This is a genomic window from Streptomyces sp. S3(2020) (assembly GCF_013044505.1).
Classification (GTDB): Bacteria; Actinomycetota; Actinomycetes; order Streptomycetales; family Streptomycetaceae; genus Streptomyces.
The window spans coordinates 16,727-31,827 of sequence record NZ_JABERD010000111.1 but is presented as its reverse complement, the minus strand read 5'-3'; the positions used below and the strand labels follow the sequence as shown (position 1 = coordinate 31,827).

Annotated in this window: 15 protein-coding genes; 9 read left to right on the top strand and 6 right to left on the bottom strand. The window is 69.9% G+C overall.

Annotated elements, in window-relative coordinates; all coding sequences use genetic code 11:
• A partial coding sequence (locus HLK59_RS29845) for an ATP-binding protein (RefSeq protein ID WP_171144652.1) occupies positions 1 to 572 on the bottom strand: 572 nt, incomplete at its 3' end.
• Positions 569 to 1,483 carry a hypothetical protein gene (locus HLK59_RS29840; protein ID WP_171144650.1) on the bottom strand — a complete coding sequence of 305 codons (915 nt, stop codon included), beginning with the start codon at positions 1,481 to 1,483 and terminating at the stop codon, positions 569 to 571. The genes HLK59_RS29840 and HLK59_RS29845, both read right to left, overlap by 4 nt.
• 503 nt (positions 1,484 to 1,986) lie before the next feature.
• On the opposite strand from HLK59_RS29840, the gene HLK59_RS29835 reads away from it, so the two are divergent.
• From HLK59_RS29835 to HLK59_RS29815, 5 genes are all read left to right on the top strand, one after another.
• Positions 1,987 to 2,244: a helix-turn-helix transcriptional regulator gene (locus HLK59_RS29835; RefSeq protein WP_171144649.1), complete on the top strand. Its 258-nt coding sequence runs from the start codon at positions 1,987 to 1,989 to the stop codon at positions 2,242 to 2,244.
• Positions 2,245 to 2,753: 509 nt separating this feature from the next.
• A complete protein-coding gene (locus HLK59_RS29830) occupies positions 2,754 to 2,960 on the top strand; it encodes a helix-turn-helix domain-containing protein (RefSeq protein ID WP_171144648.1) in 207 nt (68 codons plus the stop codon).
• 166 nt (positions 2,961 to 3,126) lie between these two features.
• Positions 3,127 to 4,113: a site-specific integrase gene (locus HLK59_RS29825; protein WP_240982719.1), complete on the top strand. Its 987-nt coding sequence runs from the start codon at positions 3,127 to 3,129 to the stop codon at positions 4,111 to 4,113.
• A gap of 284 nt (positions 4,114 to 4,397) precedes the next feature.
• On the top strand, positions 4,398 to 6,326 hold the full coding sequence (locus HLK59_RS29820) for a TerD family protein (RefSeq protein WP_171144647.1): 1,929 nt from the start codon (positions 4,398 to 4,400) through the stop codon (positions 6,324 to 6,326).
• 137 nt (positions 6,327 to 6,463) lie between these two features.
• Positions 6,464 to 6,904: an SUKH-3 domain-containing protein gene (locus HLK59_RS29815; RefSeq protein ID WP_171144646.1), complete on the top strand. Its 441-nt coding sequence runs from the start codon at positions 6,464 to 6,466 to the stop codon at positions 6,902 to 6,904.
• Between the two features lie 374 nt (positions 6,905 to 7,278).
• On the opposite strand, the gene HLK59_RS29810 is transcribed toward HLK59_RS29815, so the two are convergent.
• Both HLK59_RS29810 and HLK59_RS29805 read right to left on the bottom strand, forming a co-directional pair.
• Positions 7,279 to 7,557 carry a hypothetical protein gene (locus tag HLK59_RS29810; RefSeq protein ID WP_171144645.1) on the bottom strand — a complete coding sequence of 93 codons (279 nt, stop codon included), beginning with the start codon at positions 7,555 to 7,557 and terminating at the stop codon, positions 7,279 to 7,281.
• Between the two features lie 309 nt (positions 7,558 to 7,866).
• On the bottom strand, positions 7,867 to 8,775 hold the full coding sequence (locus HLK59_RS29805; RefSeq protein WP_346779843.1) for a transposase family protein: 909 nt from the start codon (positions 8,773 to 8,775) through the stop codon (positions 7,867 to 7,869).
• A gap of 392 nt (positions 8,776 to 9,167) precedes the next feature.
• Between HLK59_RS29805 and HLK59_RS29800 the strand changes: the two genes are divergently transcribed.
• The 4 genes from HLK59_RS29800 to HLK59_RS29785 all read left to right on the top strand — a co-directional run bounded on the left by HLK59_RS29800 (position 9,168) and on the right by HLK59_RS29785 (position 13,357).
• A complete protein-coding gene (locus HLK59_RS29800; RefSeq protein WP_171144643.1) occupies positions 9,168 to 10,634 on the top strand; it encodes a WGR domain-containing protein in 1,467 nt (488 codons plus the stop codon).
• 103 nt (positions 10,635 to 10,737) lie between these two features.
• Positions 10,738 to 11,880 carry a hypothetical protein gene (locus HLK59_RS29795; RefSeq protein WP_171144642.1) on the top strand — a complete coding sequence of 381 codons (1,143 nt, stop codon included), beginning with the start codon at positions 10,738 to 10,740 and terminating at the stop codon, positions 11,878 to 11,880.
• 96 nt (positions 11,881 to 11,976) lie between these two features.
• A complete protein-coding gene (locus HLK59_RS29790; protein WP_171144641.1) occupies positions 11,977 to 12,600 on the top strand; it encodes a hypothetical protein in 624 nt (207 codons plus the stop codon).
• Positions 12,601 to 12,640: 40 nt separating this feature from the next.
• Positions 12,641 to 13,357: a YcnI family protein gene (locus HLK59_RS29785; protein ID WP_171144640.1), complete on the top strand. Its 717-nt coding sequence runs from the start codon at positions 12,641 to 12,643 to the stop codon at positions 13,355 to 13,357.
• Between the two features lie 149 nt (positions 13,358 to 13,506).
• Here the strand turns inward: HLK59_RS29785 and HLK59_RS29780 are convergent, their stop codons facing one another.
• Together HLK59_RS29780 and cbiQ are read right to left on the bottom strand one after the other, a co-directional pair.
• The gene (locus HLK59_RS29780) at positions 13,507 to 14,352 is read right to left on the bottom strand and encodes an ATP-binding cassette domain-containing protein (RefSeq protein ID WP_171144639.1); all 846 of its coding nucleotides are present in this window, start codon (positions 14,350 to 14,352) and stop codon (positions 13,507 to 13,509) included.
• Complete coding sequence (gene cbiQ / locus HLK59_RS29775) at positions 14,349 to 15,098, bottom strand: cobalt ECF transporter T component CbiQ (RefSeq protein WP_171144638.1); 750 nt, start codon at positions 15,096 to 15,098, stop codon at positions 14,349 to 14,351. Before cbiQ ends, HLK59_RS29780 begins: the two co-directional genes overlap by 4 nt.
• Positions 15,099 to 15,101 lie beyond the last annotated feature (3 nt).

Here is a 15,101-nt window from a genome sequence, read left to right as displayed (position 1 = left end):
GTGGTGATGAGGGTGGGGAGCATGTGCTCGTACCGGTGGTTGATGAGCCGGTAGGTGAGCTCCTCGGTCCACTCGCTGGTCTTGGCCGCGCCGAGGTCGTCCAGGAGCAGCAGCGGGCAGCGGGCCAGTGTTTGCAGGTCGCGTTCGCCGTCGTGGCCGGTGCGGGGGCGGAGCCGCGCGTGAAGGTCGGCGGAGGTGGTGGCTTCCCAGCGCAGGCGGACGCCGCGGGTGAGGAGGGCGCGGACGGCGCCGTACGCCTGGTGGGTCTTGCCGGTGCCGGTGGGGCCGGCGATCAGTAGCGACGGGCCTTCGGCGATGCCGGGGCCGCCGGGGCCGGGGCGTCCAGCGCTGGCGATCTGGTCGGCCCAGGCGGTGATCTGGGGGTGGTCGGCCAGGGCGCGGCGGTAGCGGGCGGGGATGCGGGCGTCGGCGAGCTCCAGTGCCGTGATGGGCTCGGTGGTCGGCTCCGCGGCGACGGTACGGGGGTCGATACCTCGGCCGGCCAGGATGCCGTTGAGCCGGTCGGCTATGGCACCGACCTGGTGGGGCTCGCGGGTGAGGGTGGCGGTCAGAGGTCACCTCCGTAGGCGGCTGCGGTGTCCGCGGGGTTCGTCCACGCTCGGTGGACGGTGTGCGCGGGGGTCGCGTTCATGGCCTCGTGGACGAGGCTCGGCAGGGTGCTGGGCGAGAGGCCCTTGGCGCGGTGGCGATCGAGCCCGGCGCGGATGTGGGTGGGGGCGATGCCCTCGCCGAGGAGCTTGTGCACCTCCCGGCCGAGATGTCCCAGGACGCCCTTGGGCGGGCGGTGGGCGCACGCGGCGATGTATTCGGCCATCAGATGCTGAGTCGAGACGGTGTCAGGGGCGGGGGCGCTCGCGCCCCCCGAAGGGGAACTTCCTAGATCCACGGTCCTAGGTCCTAGATCCGTACCGTGAGACCTCCCGGTCACCTCATGGAGTCCTTCGTGCTCCCTCATGGAGGACTCCATGAGAGGCTCCTGACCTGCGAATTCGCTATCAGGCTCCGAATTCAGTGCGGGCTCGTGCGTCTCGCGGGAGTCCTCACGGAGGGTTCGGTGAGGCGTCGGTGAGGGCTGCGTGATGCCGGTGCTTCCGACGGACGCGGTACCGATCGGGCCGTCGTGACGCGGGCAGGCGGGAAGGCGGCTCTTGCTCGGCCGGTTGATCTTCTGGTGCTGGTGCCAAGTGACGATGTGCAGGTAGCGCTTGTTGCCTGGGCCGGTGTAGCGGCAGATCAGTTGGGCGTCGTCGAGCTGGGCGAGGTCCGTCTCGACGCCTTCGGGCCCGTGATCCGGGCGCAGCACCCACAGCTGTCCGGCGATGATCGCGGCGTGGTCGCGGTGGCGGCCCTGGTCGTCGGCCTGGGTGAGCAGGCCGAGGAAGGTCCGCTCGGCGGTCAGGGAGACGGCGGCCAGGGACTCGGAGACGAAGGCTTCGGGCTTGATGGTGCGGATTCGGGCCAAGAGGGGCGGTTCCTCACTCGGTTGCAGGTGGGCGGGTGCCCACGGCTCACCGTCGATCGCGGCATTACGGGCAGCGGGGGAGGGGAGTTGGTCGGCCGGAGGCGCGGGGCATGCTGACGGCCGCTCGCGTTTTCCGGGGGTGTCGTCAACATAGCCACACCCAGTCCGCGCAAGTCCAGCCCTATCTCGCGCAATCTCTCACGGCAGAAAGCATGCCGAATGAGCAGGCGGAGAATGGCGGTCCCAAAACTGTAGGGCACGATCGGCTTTTGACGAAATAGTTGCCCTCGGGGCCGAGCCAGAAGCATCACATCGGGAAGTCGTTGACGTGCCGCCGATGGGGAAGCTACAACACAACACCCCACGTCAGGATGCCGATCGATATACCGGTTTCCGGCCCCTCACGGGCCCCGGGACCTGCTCGCCCGCCGAACCACGCGAGCGCAACATAGACGACGATCGCCGGTTAACCAAACCGGCGAATGGACGCTACAACTGGAGCCATGCCCGCACGCTCATTGGAAATCGGACCCGCAGGAATACGGACGGCCCGCACGATCGAAATCCTCCGCACCGAACGCGGCTTGTCGCAACGCCAACTCGCCCATCGCATCACGGCACTTGGACACCCGATGTCCAACACCATGCTGTCCCGCATCGAACGTGCCCAGCGCCGATGCGATGTCGACGACCTCGTCGCAATCGCTGAGGCGCTCTACGTGCCGCCTCCTGTGCTTCTTGAGGTACCGACTCTCTTCTGACATCGGCAGCGGCTGAGCGTTGCGGGGTCGTTCCCGCAGCTCAGCGGCTCGTGAGTTGAGCTCGCCGGGGCTTATAGCACCCGAACCCCGGTTACCGAAACCGGGGATTCTTCGGATGGTTGAGGTGTTCGTCGGGGGGCCGCCTCGATGTCCTGTGCGGCCATCACCTCAGCCAAAGGAAGAACAGGAAGTGCTTGTTGTCCCCCGCTCAATGCCCCTGTCGAAACGTCCGACGGGTCCCACGACGACCTTGGACGACCGTTTCAACTCTGGCTGACGCTTCCGCGTCGTGAGTCCAGCCTGGGACTCCGCCTGAAGCCCGGAGCGGCTGCCACTCGCTCATTGCCTCCATCGGTCGCCGTCGTGGCGACGACGCCCTCACTCATCGCAGTGCGACGCCTCATCGCCCTGCCACGGCTGGTCGACCTTCTCCCCGGACCGGCCGACGCCCCGGCTGCCGATTCGCCGGGCGTCCCTCCTATTTCACCTGAACCGTCAAGGACTTCCCTATGCCTGCCCGCCTGCTCTCCATTCCCGCCGTCGCTGCCGCGCTGGACGTCGACCGCCGCACCGTCTACCGCTTCATAGCCGCCGGCGACTTGCCGGTCGTCGATCTCCGGACAGGCCCCGGACGCTCCCGCGTGCGTGTCCCCGCCGCCGGGCTCGACGAATTTATTACCAGCAGGGCTGTTACGCCGCCCGCTGTTCGCCGCTAACCGCGCACCCGTTTCTCAATTCCTCGGCAGTCGAACAAGGAGTAGATCCACGTACCTCCGGAAACTGGCCTCCGGCAAGTGGCAGGCGACCGTACGCAACCGGGCAGGAGACCGGTTCAGCGAGTCGTTCCCCCTCAAGGCACAGGCCCGCGCCTGGGGCGCCGACATGGAGACTCAGTTCGCTCGCGGGGCCCTGCGCGACCCGCGAGCGGGCGAAATCTCCTTCAGCGACTGGCACGACCGGTGGTGGAACGCCCGCGTCGTCGAGCCCCACACTCTGCAAGGCGACGCCTCCTCCATCAGGAACCATGTCCTGCCCTACTGGGACGGCTGGGAGATGCGGGCCATCACCCGCATGGACGTCCAGAGCTGGATCCGCGCCTTGGTGGAGAAGGGCGCGGGGGCCTCCGCGATCAAGAGGGCGTACAACCTGACGTCCTCCATGATGCGCGCGGCCGTCGATGACGACGTCCTGGCGGTGAGCCCCTGCCGCAACATCGACCTGCCGGCCATCGCGGTCAAACCGCCGCAGTGGTTCACCCTCGACCAGGCGCAGAGCGTCCTCGACGAACTCCCTGCCGTCTGGCGGACGATGTGTCTGGTCGGCTTCTACACCGGGCTGCGCTGGGGCGAACTGTCCGGACTGCACCGGCACCGCATCGACCAGCGCCGCTCGCGGCTGTTCGTAGTGGAGGTCAATACCAAGAGCGGCATCAAGGAGTACCCCAAGAGCTCCAGGAGCCGCCGGGAAGTCCCGCTCCCACCCCACGTCCTGGAGGCCCTCGAACGGCACATCCACCGGCTTGACCGGGACGCCGTGGTCTTCACCACCATCACCAAGGGCCGCGCCGGACGGCTCCTCGCCGACAACAACTGGCGGACGCAGACCTGGTGGCCCGCCGTCGAAAGCGCCCACTACTTCGACACCGACGGCGAGCAGCAGGGCGTCCCGCACTACCCGCCACACTCCATGCGGCACACCTGTGCCTCGTGGCTGGTCCAGAAGGGAGTCTCGCTCTACGAGGTCCAGCACCTCCTCGGGCACGAGAGCTTCCAGACCACGCAACGCTACGCGCACCTGCAGCCGGATGCGCACAAGGCTGTCCTCGGCGCCTGGGAGCGGCTGGATGCTCCGCTGACCGTCGCCGCATAGACGTTCCTTCGCCCCGCCCCCTGGTGGGGCGAAGGTGCGTCCAAGGGCGGAGGTGTGCCTCTGACTGCGGGCGCCGCCTGCCGAGCGCCTTATCGGTGGAAGCGGTCCCATCCCATCAGAACAAGGCCCAACTCCGCGGGGCGCCGCCGTGTTCGCCTCTGGAGTGGCCCTCCGTCACGGAACCGCCACGAACCATCCCCGAAACATGGGAAAATCCCACTCGGTCGATCATCACCGCGGAGAGGGCACCGCCGCCCGCCGCGCCCGGGGGAGGGGAGCCACCTGTGGCCCTGCTGTCGTCGAGCCCGAAGTGGCCCACTCTTCCCGACTACTTCCACGACTGGGCGCTGGTGGATGTGGAGACCTCCGGGCTGAGGCCCGGCCGGGACCGGGTCCTGTCGCTTGCGATCCTCACGCTGGACGCGCAGGGCAACCAGACCGGGGAGTTCTCCACGCTCCTCAACCCGGGCTGCGATCCCGGCCCGGTGCACGTCCACGGGCTTACTCCCGACCGGCTCGCCGGCGCGCCCACCTTCGAGGAGATCGCGCCGCAGGTGGGGGCGCTGCTCAGCAGTCGTGTCCTGGTCGCGCACAACGCGCAGTTCGACTACGACTTCCTGGCCCACGAGTTCGCCCACGTCCGCTCCTGGGTGCCGGTGAGCCGTCGACTGTGCACGCTGGCCCTCAACCGCCTGGTCGGGCCCGCGACGCCCGATCTCAAACTGGGCACTCTGGCCGAGCACTACGGAGTGCGCCAGCTCAAGGCCCACGACGCGCAGGACGACGTGCGCGTGCTCTCCGGCATCCTGCGCGGCTCCTTGGGCGCGGCTGAGCAGCTGGGCCTGTCCCTGCCGCTCCTGGACTGCCCGCCTCGCCAGGACTACAAGCCGTACGTCCCCAAGACGCCCTGTGCGTACCGCAATCCGGGCCGTCTGGAGTCGGACGGGCCGCTGGTACAAGGCATGAAGGTCGCCATCACCGGAGACACCCAGGTCTCCCGCGAGGAAATGGTCGCCCGCTCGGTGGCGGCCGGACTGAACATGATGACCTCGGTCAGCGGCCAGACCAGCGTCGTCGTCACCAACGACCCCAGCGCCGCATCCGGGAAGCTGCGTCGCGCCGCGGACGAGGGTGTGCCTCTCTTGGACGAGCCGACCTACCTGCGGCTGCTGGAGAGTGTGCGGCCAGGTCAGGCCAAGGGCACCGCCCGGCAGCGCCCCGTGGCGGAGACGCCCGTGAGCGCCGCCACCGTGCCTCCTGCGCCGACGCCGGATGCCCCGGCCCAGCGTTCTGCGACGCTCGCCGCTACGCCGAGTGTGCCGGCCCAACGTCCTGCCGCACCGGCCGCACCGGCCGAGCCCACGCCGAACGTCCCGGCCCAGAGCCCTGCCACACCGACCGCATCCACCGTCACAGCGACCCGGACGCTCTCCGGACGCCGTGTCCTGGTCCTGGGCGGCACCCACGACGAGGCCGTCGAGGCGCGCGCTCGTGCCATCGCCCTCGGTGCTTCCGCGGCGGTCAACCTCTCGGCCAGCGTCTCCGATGTCGTCGTGCTGCCCGGCGGCGAGGCGGACCGGCGCATGGGCCGCATCACCGCGCTCGCTCTCCGCGTGCACGACGCCGACTGGCTCCGCGCACCCACCCTCGCGCCGACGCAAGGCGCGGTCGGGGACCGGCCGGACACTGCTGACGTCCTGGTCCGAGGTGCTGTCATCGACCTGCCCGATACCGGCACGGCCTGGACCGTGGCCGCCGCCTGGCGTCAGCAGACCGCCTGCGACGTGGACGTCGTCGCCTTCGCGGTCGACGCGCACGAACAGGTCCCGGGGGATGAGGACTTCGTCTTCTATGGCGCACCCGAGCACCCGGACGGCACCGTACGGCTCGCCACGGACGGTCCGACGGAGCAGGCCGTCACCGCGGACCTGGAGCGGCTGCCTCTGGAGATCCACCGGATTGTGATCGCCGCCGCGATCGACGGTGCCGCGACCTTCGCCGACGTAGGGGCCGTCGAGATCACCGTCACCTGCGGCATCGGCGCGGCCCCGACCGCCCGGGCCACCCTCGACGCCGCCACCACCGAGCGCACCATGATCCTCGCCGAGCTCTACCGCAGGGGCGACGGGTGGCGGCTGCGGGCCGTCGGGCAGGGCTACGACCATGGACTGGCCGACCTCGCTCGCGACTACGGCGTCGACGTCGCAGAGTGAGCGACGGGTGCACTTCAGGAGGGCCGGGCCCTCAAGGAGCTACCACCCGTATGTGTCAGCGCAGGGGGCGTTGGAGCGGTGTGGGCTGCTCTCATGCATCGCCGGTCCCCCTTTGGATTTCTTGACGGGGAAGTGAAGTGACGAGGTTCTCGGAAGAGACCGAGAAGGTCCTGCGGGCGGCTGGATGGCGCGAAGGGCGCCGGGTGCCGACCGGCGAATGGCGGGAACGGTTTGCTCGGAATGGGGTCATCATGCACGAAGCTGCTGAGAGATTCCTCTCTGAATTTGGTGGTATTTCCGTCGAGATAAGCGGACCTGGGATCGCCTCCGCACGTGAGCCGTTTGAGCTGGACCCGAGTTTGGCGTATGGGGAGGAAGAGGCATTCTCCGAGTGGGGGCAGGAGATCGGCGTGTCCCTGTTTCCTATCGGCGAACTGGACCATGGCCGGTTCTTCCTCGCCATCGATCAGAACTCAGTCGTATACCTCGTCGCGAACTGGCTGGCTCACTTCGGCGAAATACCCGCTGCTCTCGAAAATCTGGTTCTCGGAGGCGCGCCGGAGACGATTGTCGAGTGAGAACGAGCAGACGGTCCGTATTGCGCGCCTCTGTGGCTGTCGCCGCTCTCGGAGCAGCCGGACTCGCCGCCGGAGGTGCGGTCGTCCTCGGTGGCGAGTCCGACGACCCGGGCTGGGCGCCGGCTCATCTGCGCAGAGCGGCACCTTTAGCCTTCGCGCGGGTCACCTCACTCGACTTGACGGCCGCTCAAGGCGAGCCCGCGTGGGCGGTGGGCAAGCCTCTGCACGTTGGAGACCCGGATGACGACGCCACTTGCTCAAGCCAAGAGATCCAAGTGTCCCCAAGAGCCTTCCTTGTAAGCCGACGTACATCCATCCTGGGAGCATGACTCAGGCCCGAGCCTCCGTTGGCACCGCAAAGCCGGGCATCCTCGTCACAGCCATCTGATGTGCCTCAGAGTCGGCACCACGTGGGTCACCGCATAGAGCACGATCGGCGCGCTCTCCGTGGCTGGATCGAGAAGTGCACAGAGTCTGTTTCGCTGACGCGTGTCGTCGCCGAGGATCGCCTCCCGTGTGTCGATGTCGACCACGCCGTGGTTGTAGAGCGCCTGGAAGAGATCTGGGCCACAGGCTCCCCGGACTTCATCCGTCGAGGGGAATGTTTTTCTCGGCCACCCCTTGGCATCGGGGTTGATGAGGCAGACCGCCACGCGGAGACGGTGCCCGTGAGAGTTGACCTGAGACCGCTGCTTGCCGAGCAGGGCGGGCAGAGGATTCGGAAGGGGCGGCACCTGTTCGGGGCGAGCTATCACGACATCCTGTTCCCCGTTGTCCCAACGGTTGTCATGGAGTACGAGATCCGGACGGCCTCGGACGCCGAGCCGCCATTCCCTCCTGCTGCCGGTGGAGAATTCCCTCGAGCAGGTCTGTCCCTCAACTCTCTCTTCGAAGGGCTGCTCCTCTAACGAGCTGGTGCACGAGTAGCGGTGAGACGACGAGAACCTCGGTGAGGCCCGTGCTTACGTTTGACCAGTCGAGTGCAGGTCCGCGGTCTGCTGGTGGGAGAGCAGGCCGGCGACGGCCTGGACGGTGTCGCTCATGTGCTCGCGGCGGCCGAGGTGGCGGGCCAGGGCCCGCCAGTTCTTCAGATGGGCGATGCCGTGTTCGACTCGGATTCTGCGTGAGGAGTGTGCCTTGCGCTGGCGCTCGTATATCTCCTCGTACCAGTCGGGGGCGTTCTTCTTGAACTTTCGGTGCGGTGGTGTCACCACCCGGCCTCCGGTTTGAGCGCCCAGGCCCTGGTAGCCGGCATCGGCGAGGATCTCGACCGCGGGCCCATCGGCCAGCAGCGTGACCAAACCCAACTGGCGGGCATGGATGTCCGCACAGCTCGCGGGCCGGGTCGGGCTGCACCACAGCACACGGCCTTCGCCGTCCGTGACCACCATCGACTTCACAGCGTTCTGCTTGTTCTTGCCCGAGATGAACCTGTCCCGGTCCTTGCGTCCGACGGCGGGCCGCCGGACACGGATCTCGGTGCCGTCGATGATGCCGGTCATCCCGCTTGAGCCGAGGTGCTCGACGACGTCGGCCAGGGTCCGCAGCCGCACGCCGGTGCTGACCGTGCAGCCTCGCCCGGCGAGCAGAGGGCGCACCTCGTTGACAGCTCGGGTGATGGTCGAGCGGTCAACACCGAACCAGCAGGCCAGCACGTCGTGAGTGGCTCCATGACGAAGGTGAACGAGGGTAGCCAACAGGCGGTCGACAAAGACGAACTGGTGTTTCGGCCCGCCGCCCACTGCCCGCTCGCGCGGCCGAGAGGCCAGCTTGGCCTGGTGTCGCTCATGCCACAACGGACCTATCTCGGCAACGAGTTCAGCAATCACATCGCCCGTCAGGCCAGTGATGCGACGGTTGCTGATGATCACTGCACGAGTCCTGTTCCCCACCACCCGACCATGATCAACCATTGCAGGCTCGACGTCTCACCGCTACTCGTGCACCAGCTCGTTAGCGCACGGCTCGGTCGTGACGCTCGTTTGACGCTCGAGGGCTCCCGTTGCTGGTCCAGAACGCTGACAAATGCCATCTGACCTGGTGCTTCTCCGCCTCCTGCTCCAGGCGATATGTTCCCGATGACGCACCACATGGAGTGCGTGGCGATCCTGGAGCCCGCCGACAAGGGGCGCTGAACCCCGTTCCCGGAAGCCCTCCCGTTGCCGGATCCGGTCGCGGGCGGCGTTGTCAGTGGTGGCCGCTAGTTTGGAGTCACTGGGGATCGGCCGTGGCGGTCGACCGGGGTCTTGGGGAGGGGTGTGCTGTGTCCGCTGCGCAGGGACGACAGTCGGGGAGCACGACGTATCTGGAGCTGTCTCAGGAGAGCGGCGGTGCCCACAAGTTCTACGAGGTGACCGTCGAGGGCACCACCGTCTCCGTGCGGTACGGGCGGATCGGTGTCGACGGGCAGCGACAGACCTCCGCGTTCCCGACGGTCGAGAAGGCGAACGCGGCGGCGGCGAAGAAGATCGCCGAGAAGGTGCGGAAGGGGTACGCGCCGGCGGTGCGGGGGCAGCGTGCGGCCCGGGCCGTGACCCGCCGTCAGGTGACGTCCGCTCCCTCCACGGCACGGGCGACCGCCCCGGTGCTGTGGCGGTTCCGTACGGGCGCGTCGGCGTTCGGCATCCATGTGGACGAGGACCGCTGCTGGGTCGGCAACCAGCAGGGCAGTGTCTACAACCTGAGCCATGACGGCGAGGTGCTGGCCCACTACTCCCTGCCCGACGGTGTGAAGTGCCTGGTGGCGGACGATTTCTGGATCTACGCGGGCTGTGACGACGGCCGGGTGTACGACCTCTCGGCGAAGGTGCCGTTCGCCGCCTACGAGATCGCCGCCGAGGTGGACATCTTCTGGCTGGACATCCACGCGGGCGTACTGAACGTCTCCGACCGCAACGGCGGCCTGACGGTCATCGACCACGAGGACGAGCTCCAGTGGTCGCGCAACTCCTCCGGGGAGCAGGGGTGGATGGTGCGGGCCGACGACCGCGCCGTGTACCACGGGCACAGCGGCGGCGTGACGGCCTACGCGGCGGACGGCACCAGCCAGCTCTGGCACACCACGACCAGCGGCAATGTGCTCTTCGGATGGCAGGAGGAGGACGCGGTCTACGCCGGGACGGGACGGCGGGTCGTGCAGCGGCTCGCGAAGTCCTCCGGATGGGTCGAGGCCTCCTACCAGTGCGACGCCGCGGTGTACTCGTGTGCCACGTCCCCCGGCGGGCGGTACGTCTTCGCGGGCGACTCCGCCTCCTCCGTCTACTGCTTCACCGCCGACGGCGCCCGGCTGTGGAAGCTCGGCACGGGCGGCGGCTCGGCGCTCTCCATGCAGTACCACGACGAGAGGCTGTACATCGTCTCCACGGACGGCTCGCTCGCCTGCATCGACGCGAGCGAGGCCGCGATCAACGCCGCTCAGTCGGGCACCGTCCCCGTCGCCGCGGACATCAAGCTGGCGGCCGCCCTGCCGACGTACGCCCCGCTGACCACCGCCGCCTCCATGGCCACGGTCAGCACCGTACCCGCGGCGGGCGGCGGAGTGGTCGTGGAGTGCGTCGAGCACGGCGGCCGAGTGCGTGTGCATGTGGTCTCCGAGGGCTACGAACCGAGTTGGAACGTCCAGTTCCCGCGCGCGATACGCCAGCCCGGCGCACGCTATGTGGTGGACGCGTTGCACTCCTCCTCGGGTGGCTTCTACCGGGTGCGCGGAGAGATCAGGCGTCTGGTGTGACGGGCGGCGCGCCGCGGTCCTCGCGGGAAGCGCGGACCGAGTTCGCCTCGCGGACAGGCCCAATCCGTCGCGCGAGCGGTGCTTTCCTGTAAGGCTCGGTCCTGTGACGTACGTAGTGACCGTGGACACCTGCATCCCGGAGGGCACTCCGGAGATGGACCCGCTTCAGCGCGCCGGAGCCGTGGCGCTCGTCGAGGACGGATTCGATTCCGTCCGGGCGATCGAAGGGCCCGACGGCGTGGCAGTCGAACTGCTGGACACCATCGTGGCCGTCCACCCCGGTGGAGCACTTCTGAAGGTGATCGTGGACGCTCCGGCACTGGAGTTCGCCGAGGACTCGGTACGGGCGCTCGTGGACGAACTGCTGGAGCGGTCCGAACTGTTGGCGGACTGGACGATCGACCGATGCGAGGTGGAGCTGCACCAGGATCTGGCGAAGAAGAGCCTCGACGCGGCCGAGGGGCCGGACGCCCCGCCCGACGATCCCGCCACCCGCAAGGCGCGGCACGCCGAGAGCCCCGCACCGGACGGCACCGAGGAGGCGCACGACGGCGAGGCGAAGGCTGCCGCGATGCGGAGCCGGATGCTCGGGGTGGCGGCCGAACTGCGTTCCTTCCCACCGTCCGTGTTCGGCGTGCTCGGCGAGGAGGACGACCGGAGGGCGCGCGGCGAGGACGCGATCGCCGTTCCGCCGGGAAGCGCCGCACTCGCCGCCGGCGCGTTGGTCCACGCGATCGACATCCTGGTCGAGGAGCTCTTCGAGGACGTGCAGGTCCTGACGCAGGAGGACGCCACCGTCGCCGAATGCGAGGGCCCCCTGTGGCACTTGGAGCGTCTGCCCGACCGGTACGCGCTCCGGTACGACGCCCGCTTCGCCCGTCGCTTCCTGGTCACGGTGATCGCCATGACCACCCGCTTCACCGACGGGAGCTTCGAGCGGCTCAGCTGTGTCGCCGAGGAACTCGCCCTGCGGTTCCTCCTGAGCCAGGCCATCGTGACCCTGGAGCTGCACGGGCTGCTCGACGACGAGGTGACGGCCGCGCTCGACGCGTTCGCCGGGAACGTCTACGAGGACATGGACCACGAGTGGCTCTACGACGGCGCGATGGAGGGGATCGACGAGTCCGCCGTGGGGATCGGGCTCGGCGGTGCGCCCGTCGCGTTCGGTTCGTGGTTCACGCCGTTCGGCGAGGACCGGTACGTCCACCCGTCCGCGACGGACGAACCCGAGGCGGCGGCGCGGTGAGACACGGGGCGGACCTTCGGTAGGCCGGTCTCCGCGGTGGCGCGCACCGACGGGCGGTGTGGGAGAGGCCTCGGCCGCATGGCAGCATCGGGTGGCATGAGTGCGTCCCTGGGGGTGCGGAGCCTGCGCGCGGCGGTGTTCGCCGTGTTGTGTGTGCTGCTCGCCACCGGAGGACATGTGCTGGCCGTGGGGGTGGCGCCGCCGGTGTCGGCGCAGGGCGCCGGGGGACTGGCGGTGTTCGTGGCCGGCCTGCTGCTGGGCGGGCGTGAGCGGTCGCTGGCCGGTATCGGTGGCGGGACGCTGGCCGCCCAGGGCGGGCTGCACCTCGCGTTCGGCGCCGCCCGGCCGCACCCGGGAGCGGTGCCGCGTGCCGGGATGGTCATGCACGGCATGCGCATGGCCCCGCACCCCCATGCCCTGGCCCCGTACATCCACGCGTCGGCGCCCCACGCCACCGCCGTCCACGTGGCGGCGGCCCTCCTGCTGACCTGGTGGCTGCGGCGCGGTGAGGCCGCGTTGTGGTCGCTGCTGCGGTGGGCGGTCGCCTTCGTGCCGGGGCTCGTCGCCTGGTGGCGGGCGGCCGAAGGCTTCCGGGGCGTGCCGGGCGGCCTGGAACCCGTGCGCCCGGTGGGCGACCGGACGTGGTCGCCGCTGCGGGTGTGGCTGCGCTACGCCGTTCGTCGCCGCGGGCCGCCCGCCGGGATGTCGTACGCCGTCTGAAGCCCGACATCCCTTCCGCAGTACGGAGAGCCACTCAGCCATGTCCCTCACCACGCGCCGCGCCGGCGCAGTCACCGCCCTCGCCGCGGTCGGAGTCCTCACCGCCGCCGGTGCCGCCTCCGCGCATGTCACCGTCCACCCGCAGAGCTACGCCAAGGGCGCCACCGACGGCACCCTGACCTTCCGTGTCCCCAACGAGGAGGACACCGCCTCCACCACCGAGGTGCGGATCTTCCTGCCCACCGACCACCCGCTCCTCGGCGTGCTCGTCGCGCCGCGGGACGGCTGGACCGCGAAGGTCACCGACACCAAGCTCAAGACACCGGTCAAGACGGACGACGGCACCATCACCGACGCCGTCTCCGAGATCACCTGGACCGGCGGGAAGATCGAGGCCGGGCACTACGAGGACTTCGACGTCGCCTTCGGCCAGCTCCCCGACGACACCGACCAGCTGGCCTTCAAGGCCTTGCAGACCTACTCCGACGGCAAGACCGTCCGCTGGATCGAGCAGGCCGCGCAGGGTGACGAGGAGCCGGAGAACCCGGCGCCGGTCGTGAAGCTCACCGCCGAGGAGGACGACGGCGGTACCACTGCCGCGGCCACTCCGGCGGCATCCCGGGAGACCGCCGCCGACAGCGGTGACTCGACCGCCCGCGGGCTCGGCACCGCCGGGCTGATCGCGGGCGTGCTCGGGCTGGCCGCGGCCGTCTTCGCCGTCGTACGGACGCGGTCCGCCGGATCACGGGAAGCGTGAGGCACCCGCCCTGCCGGCGGAATCCCGTCGGCAGGGCGGGCACGTCCGCGTTCTCAGGACGACGGGGCGATTGAGGACCGGCGGTCAGGGGGCGACCGGGTGGGCCGGCCGAAGCGGACACCGTCCGTGCGCGCCGGGCGGGAGTCCCGTCACCGGGAGGTGGTGTCACCCGCCATCGCGGCCAGTTCGTCCGGGGTGCGCGGTCCCGGGGCGTCGTCGGTCAGCAGCCCCTGGTCCCGGAGCAGCCGGGCGGCCGCGATGCCCCAGGGAAGCCGCAGCCCCGCCTGCCGCAGCAGCTCCGTGCGGGCCAGCATCGGCGCGGCGGGCCCGGTGTGCGCGCCGGACGGCGTGAGGAGGACCGCGTCGTCGGCCCAGCGCAGCGCGAGGTCGACGTCATGGGTGGCCATCACCACCGTGGTGCCGGACGCCCGCAGCTCGTCGAGGGTGGTGAGCAGCCGCTCCTGGCCGTCGGGGTCGAGCCCCGCGGTCGGTTCGTCGAGGATCAGGACGCGGGGCCGCATGGCGACGGCACCGGCGATCGCGGTCCGTTTGCGTTGGCCGTACGACAGGAGGTGGGTGGGCCGGTCGGCCAGGGCCGTGATGTCCAGGGCGGCGAGCGCCTCGTCGACCCGGACCCGTACCTCGGGGTCGGGCAGGCCGAGGTTCAGCGGCCCGAAGGACACGTCCTGGGCCACGGACGCGGCGAACAGCTGGTCGTCCGGGTCCTGGACCACCAGCTGGACGGTCGTCCGCAGCCGGGTCAGGCCCTTGCGGTCGTGGCGGACGGGCCGTCCCTCCACCGTCAACTCGCCCGTGCGCGGCCGCAGTCCGCCGCTGAGCAGCCGCATCAGCGTGGTCTTGCCGCTGCCGTTGCGGCCCAGCAGCGCGAGCGCGCGCCCCTCGCGTATCGCGAAGTCGAGGCCGTCGAGCACGGTCGGGCCGTCCTCGTACGCGAAGGAGGCGCCCCGCAGGGCGACCAGCGCGGAGTCGCTCATGACAGCGGCCTTTCCAGTACGAGGGTGAGGGCGGCCACGGTGACGAGGAGCGCGACACTGGCGGCCGTGAAGCGCGCGGAGACGCGGGTCTCGGGCACCAGAACGCGCAGCGTCCCGTCGTAACCCCGCCCGGCGAGCCCGTCCTGGAGCCGTGCCGCCCGGCTGAAGGCCCTGACGAACGCGGTCGCGCCGAGCCCGGCCAGCGAACGCCACTCCGCGGCCCGGCCGGTGTGCCCGAGCCGTGCGGCCTGGGCCTCCCGGACGCGGCGTACGGAGTCCAGGAGCAGGAAGCTCATGCGGTACGTCACCAGCGCGACGTCCACGACGGGTGCGGGCACACCGGCCTTCACCAGGCGCGGCAGCAGGTCGGACATGGGAGTGGTGAAGGCGAACAGCAGGACCCCGAGGGAGGCCGCCGACGTACGCAGCAGCAGTTCCCCGGCACGCACCGCGCCACCGTCCGCCGGTGCCACGACACCCTGCGGACCGCCGACCTGGACGAGCAGGGTGAGCGCACCGGTGACGCAGAAGCCCAGCGGCACCCGGTAGGCACGCCACAGCCGCCGGCCGGGCACGCCCGCCGGGCCGAGCAGGACGGCGAGTGCCGTCACCAGCACCAGAGCCGCGCCGGGCCAGGGCGGCAGCGAGATCGCCAGGACCGTGAGGCCCAGTCCGAGCACGGCCTTGTCCACGGGATGGCGGTGGCGCCAGCGGCTGCTGTGCGCCGCCGCGTCGATCGGCAGCACGCG

Excerpts from the sequence above, each read along its gene's own strand:
- HLK59_RS29830 (WP_171144648.1), top strand. The coding sequence starts at position 2,754 with ATGCCTGCCCGCCTGCTCTCCATTCCCGCCGTCGCTGCCGCGCTGGAC.
- HLK59_RS29825 (WP_240982719.1), top strand. The coding sequence starts at position 3,127 with ATGGAGACTCAGTTCGCTCGCGGGGCCCTGCGCGACCCGCGAGCGGGC.
- HLK59_RS29780 (WP_171144639.1), bottom strand. The coding sequence starts at position 14,352 with ATGAGCGACTCCGCGCTGGTCGCCCTGCGGGGCGCCTCCTTCGCGTAC.
- HLK59_RS29785 (WP_171144640.1), top strand. The coding sequence starts at position 12,641 with ATGTCCCTCACCACGCGCCGCGCCGGCGCAGTCACCGCCCTCGCCGCG.
- HLK59_RS29835 (WP_171144649.1), top strand. The coding sequence starts at position 1,987 with ATGCCCGCACGCTCATTGGAAATCGGACCCGCAGGAATACGGACGGCC.
- HLK59_RS29790 (WP_171144641.1), top strand. The coding sequence starts at position 11,977 with ATGAGTGCGTCCCTGGGGGTGCGGAGCCTGCGCGCGGCGGTGTTCGCC.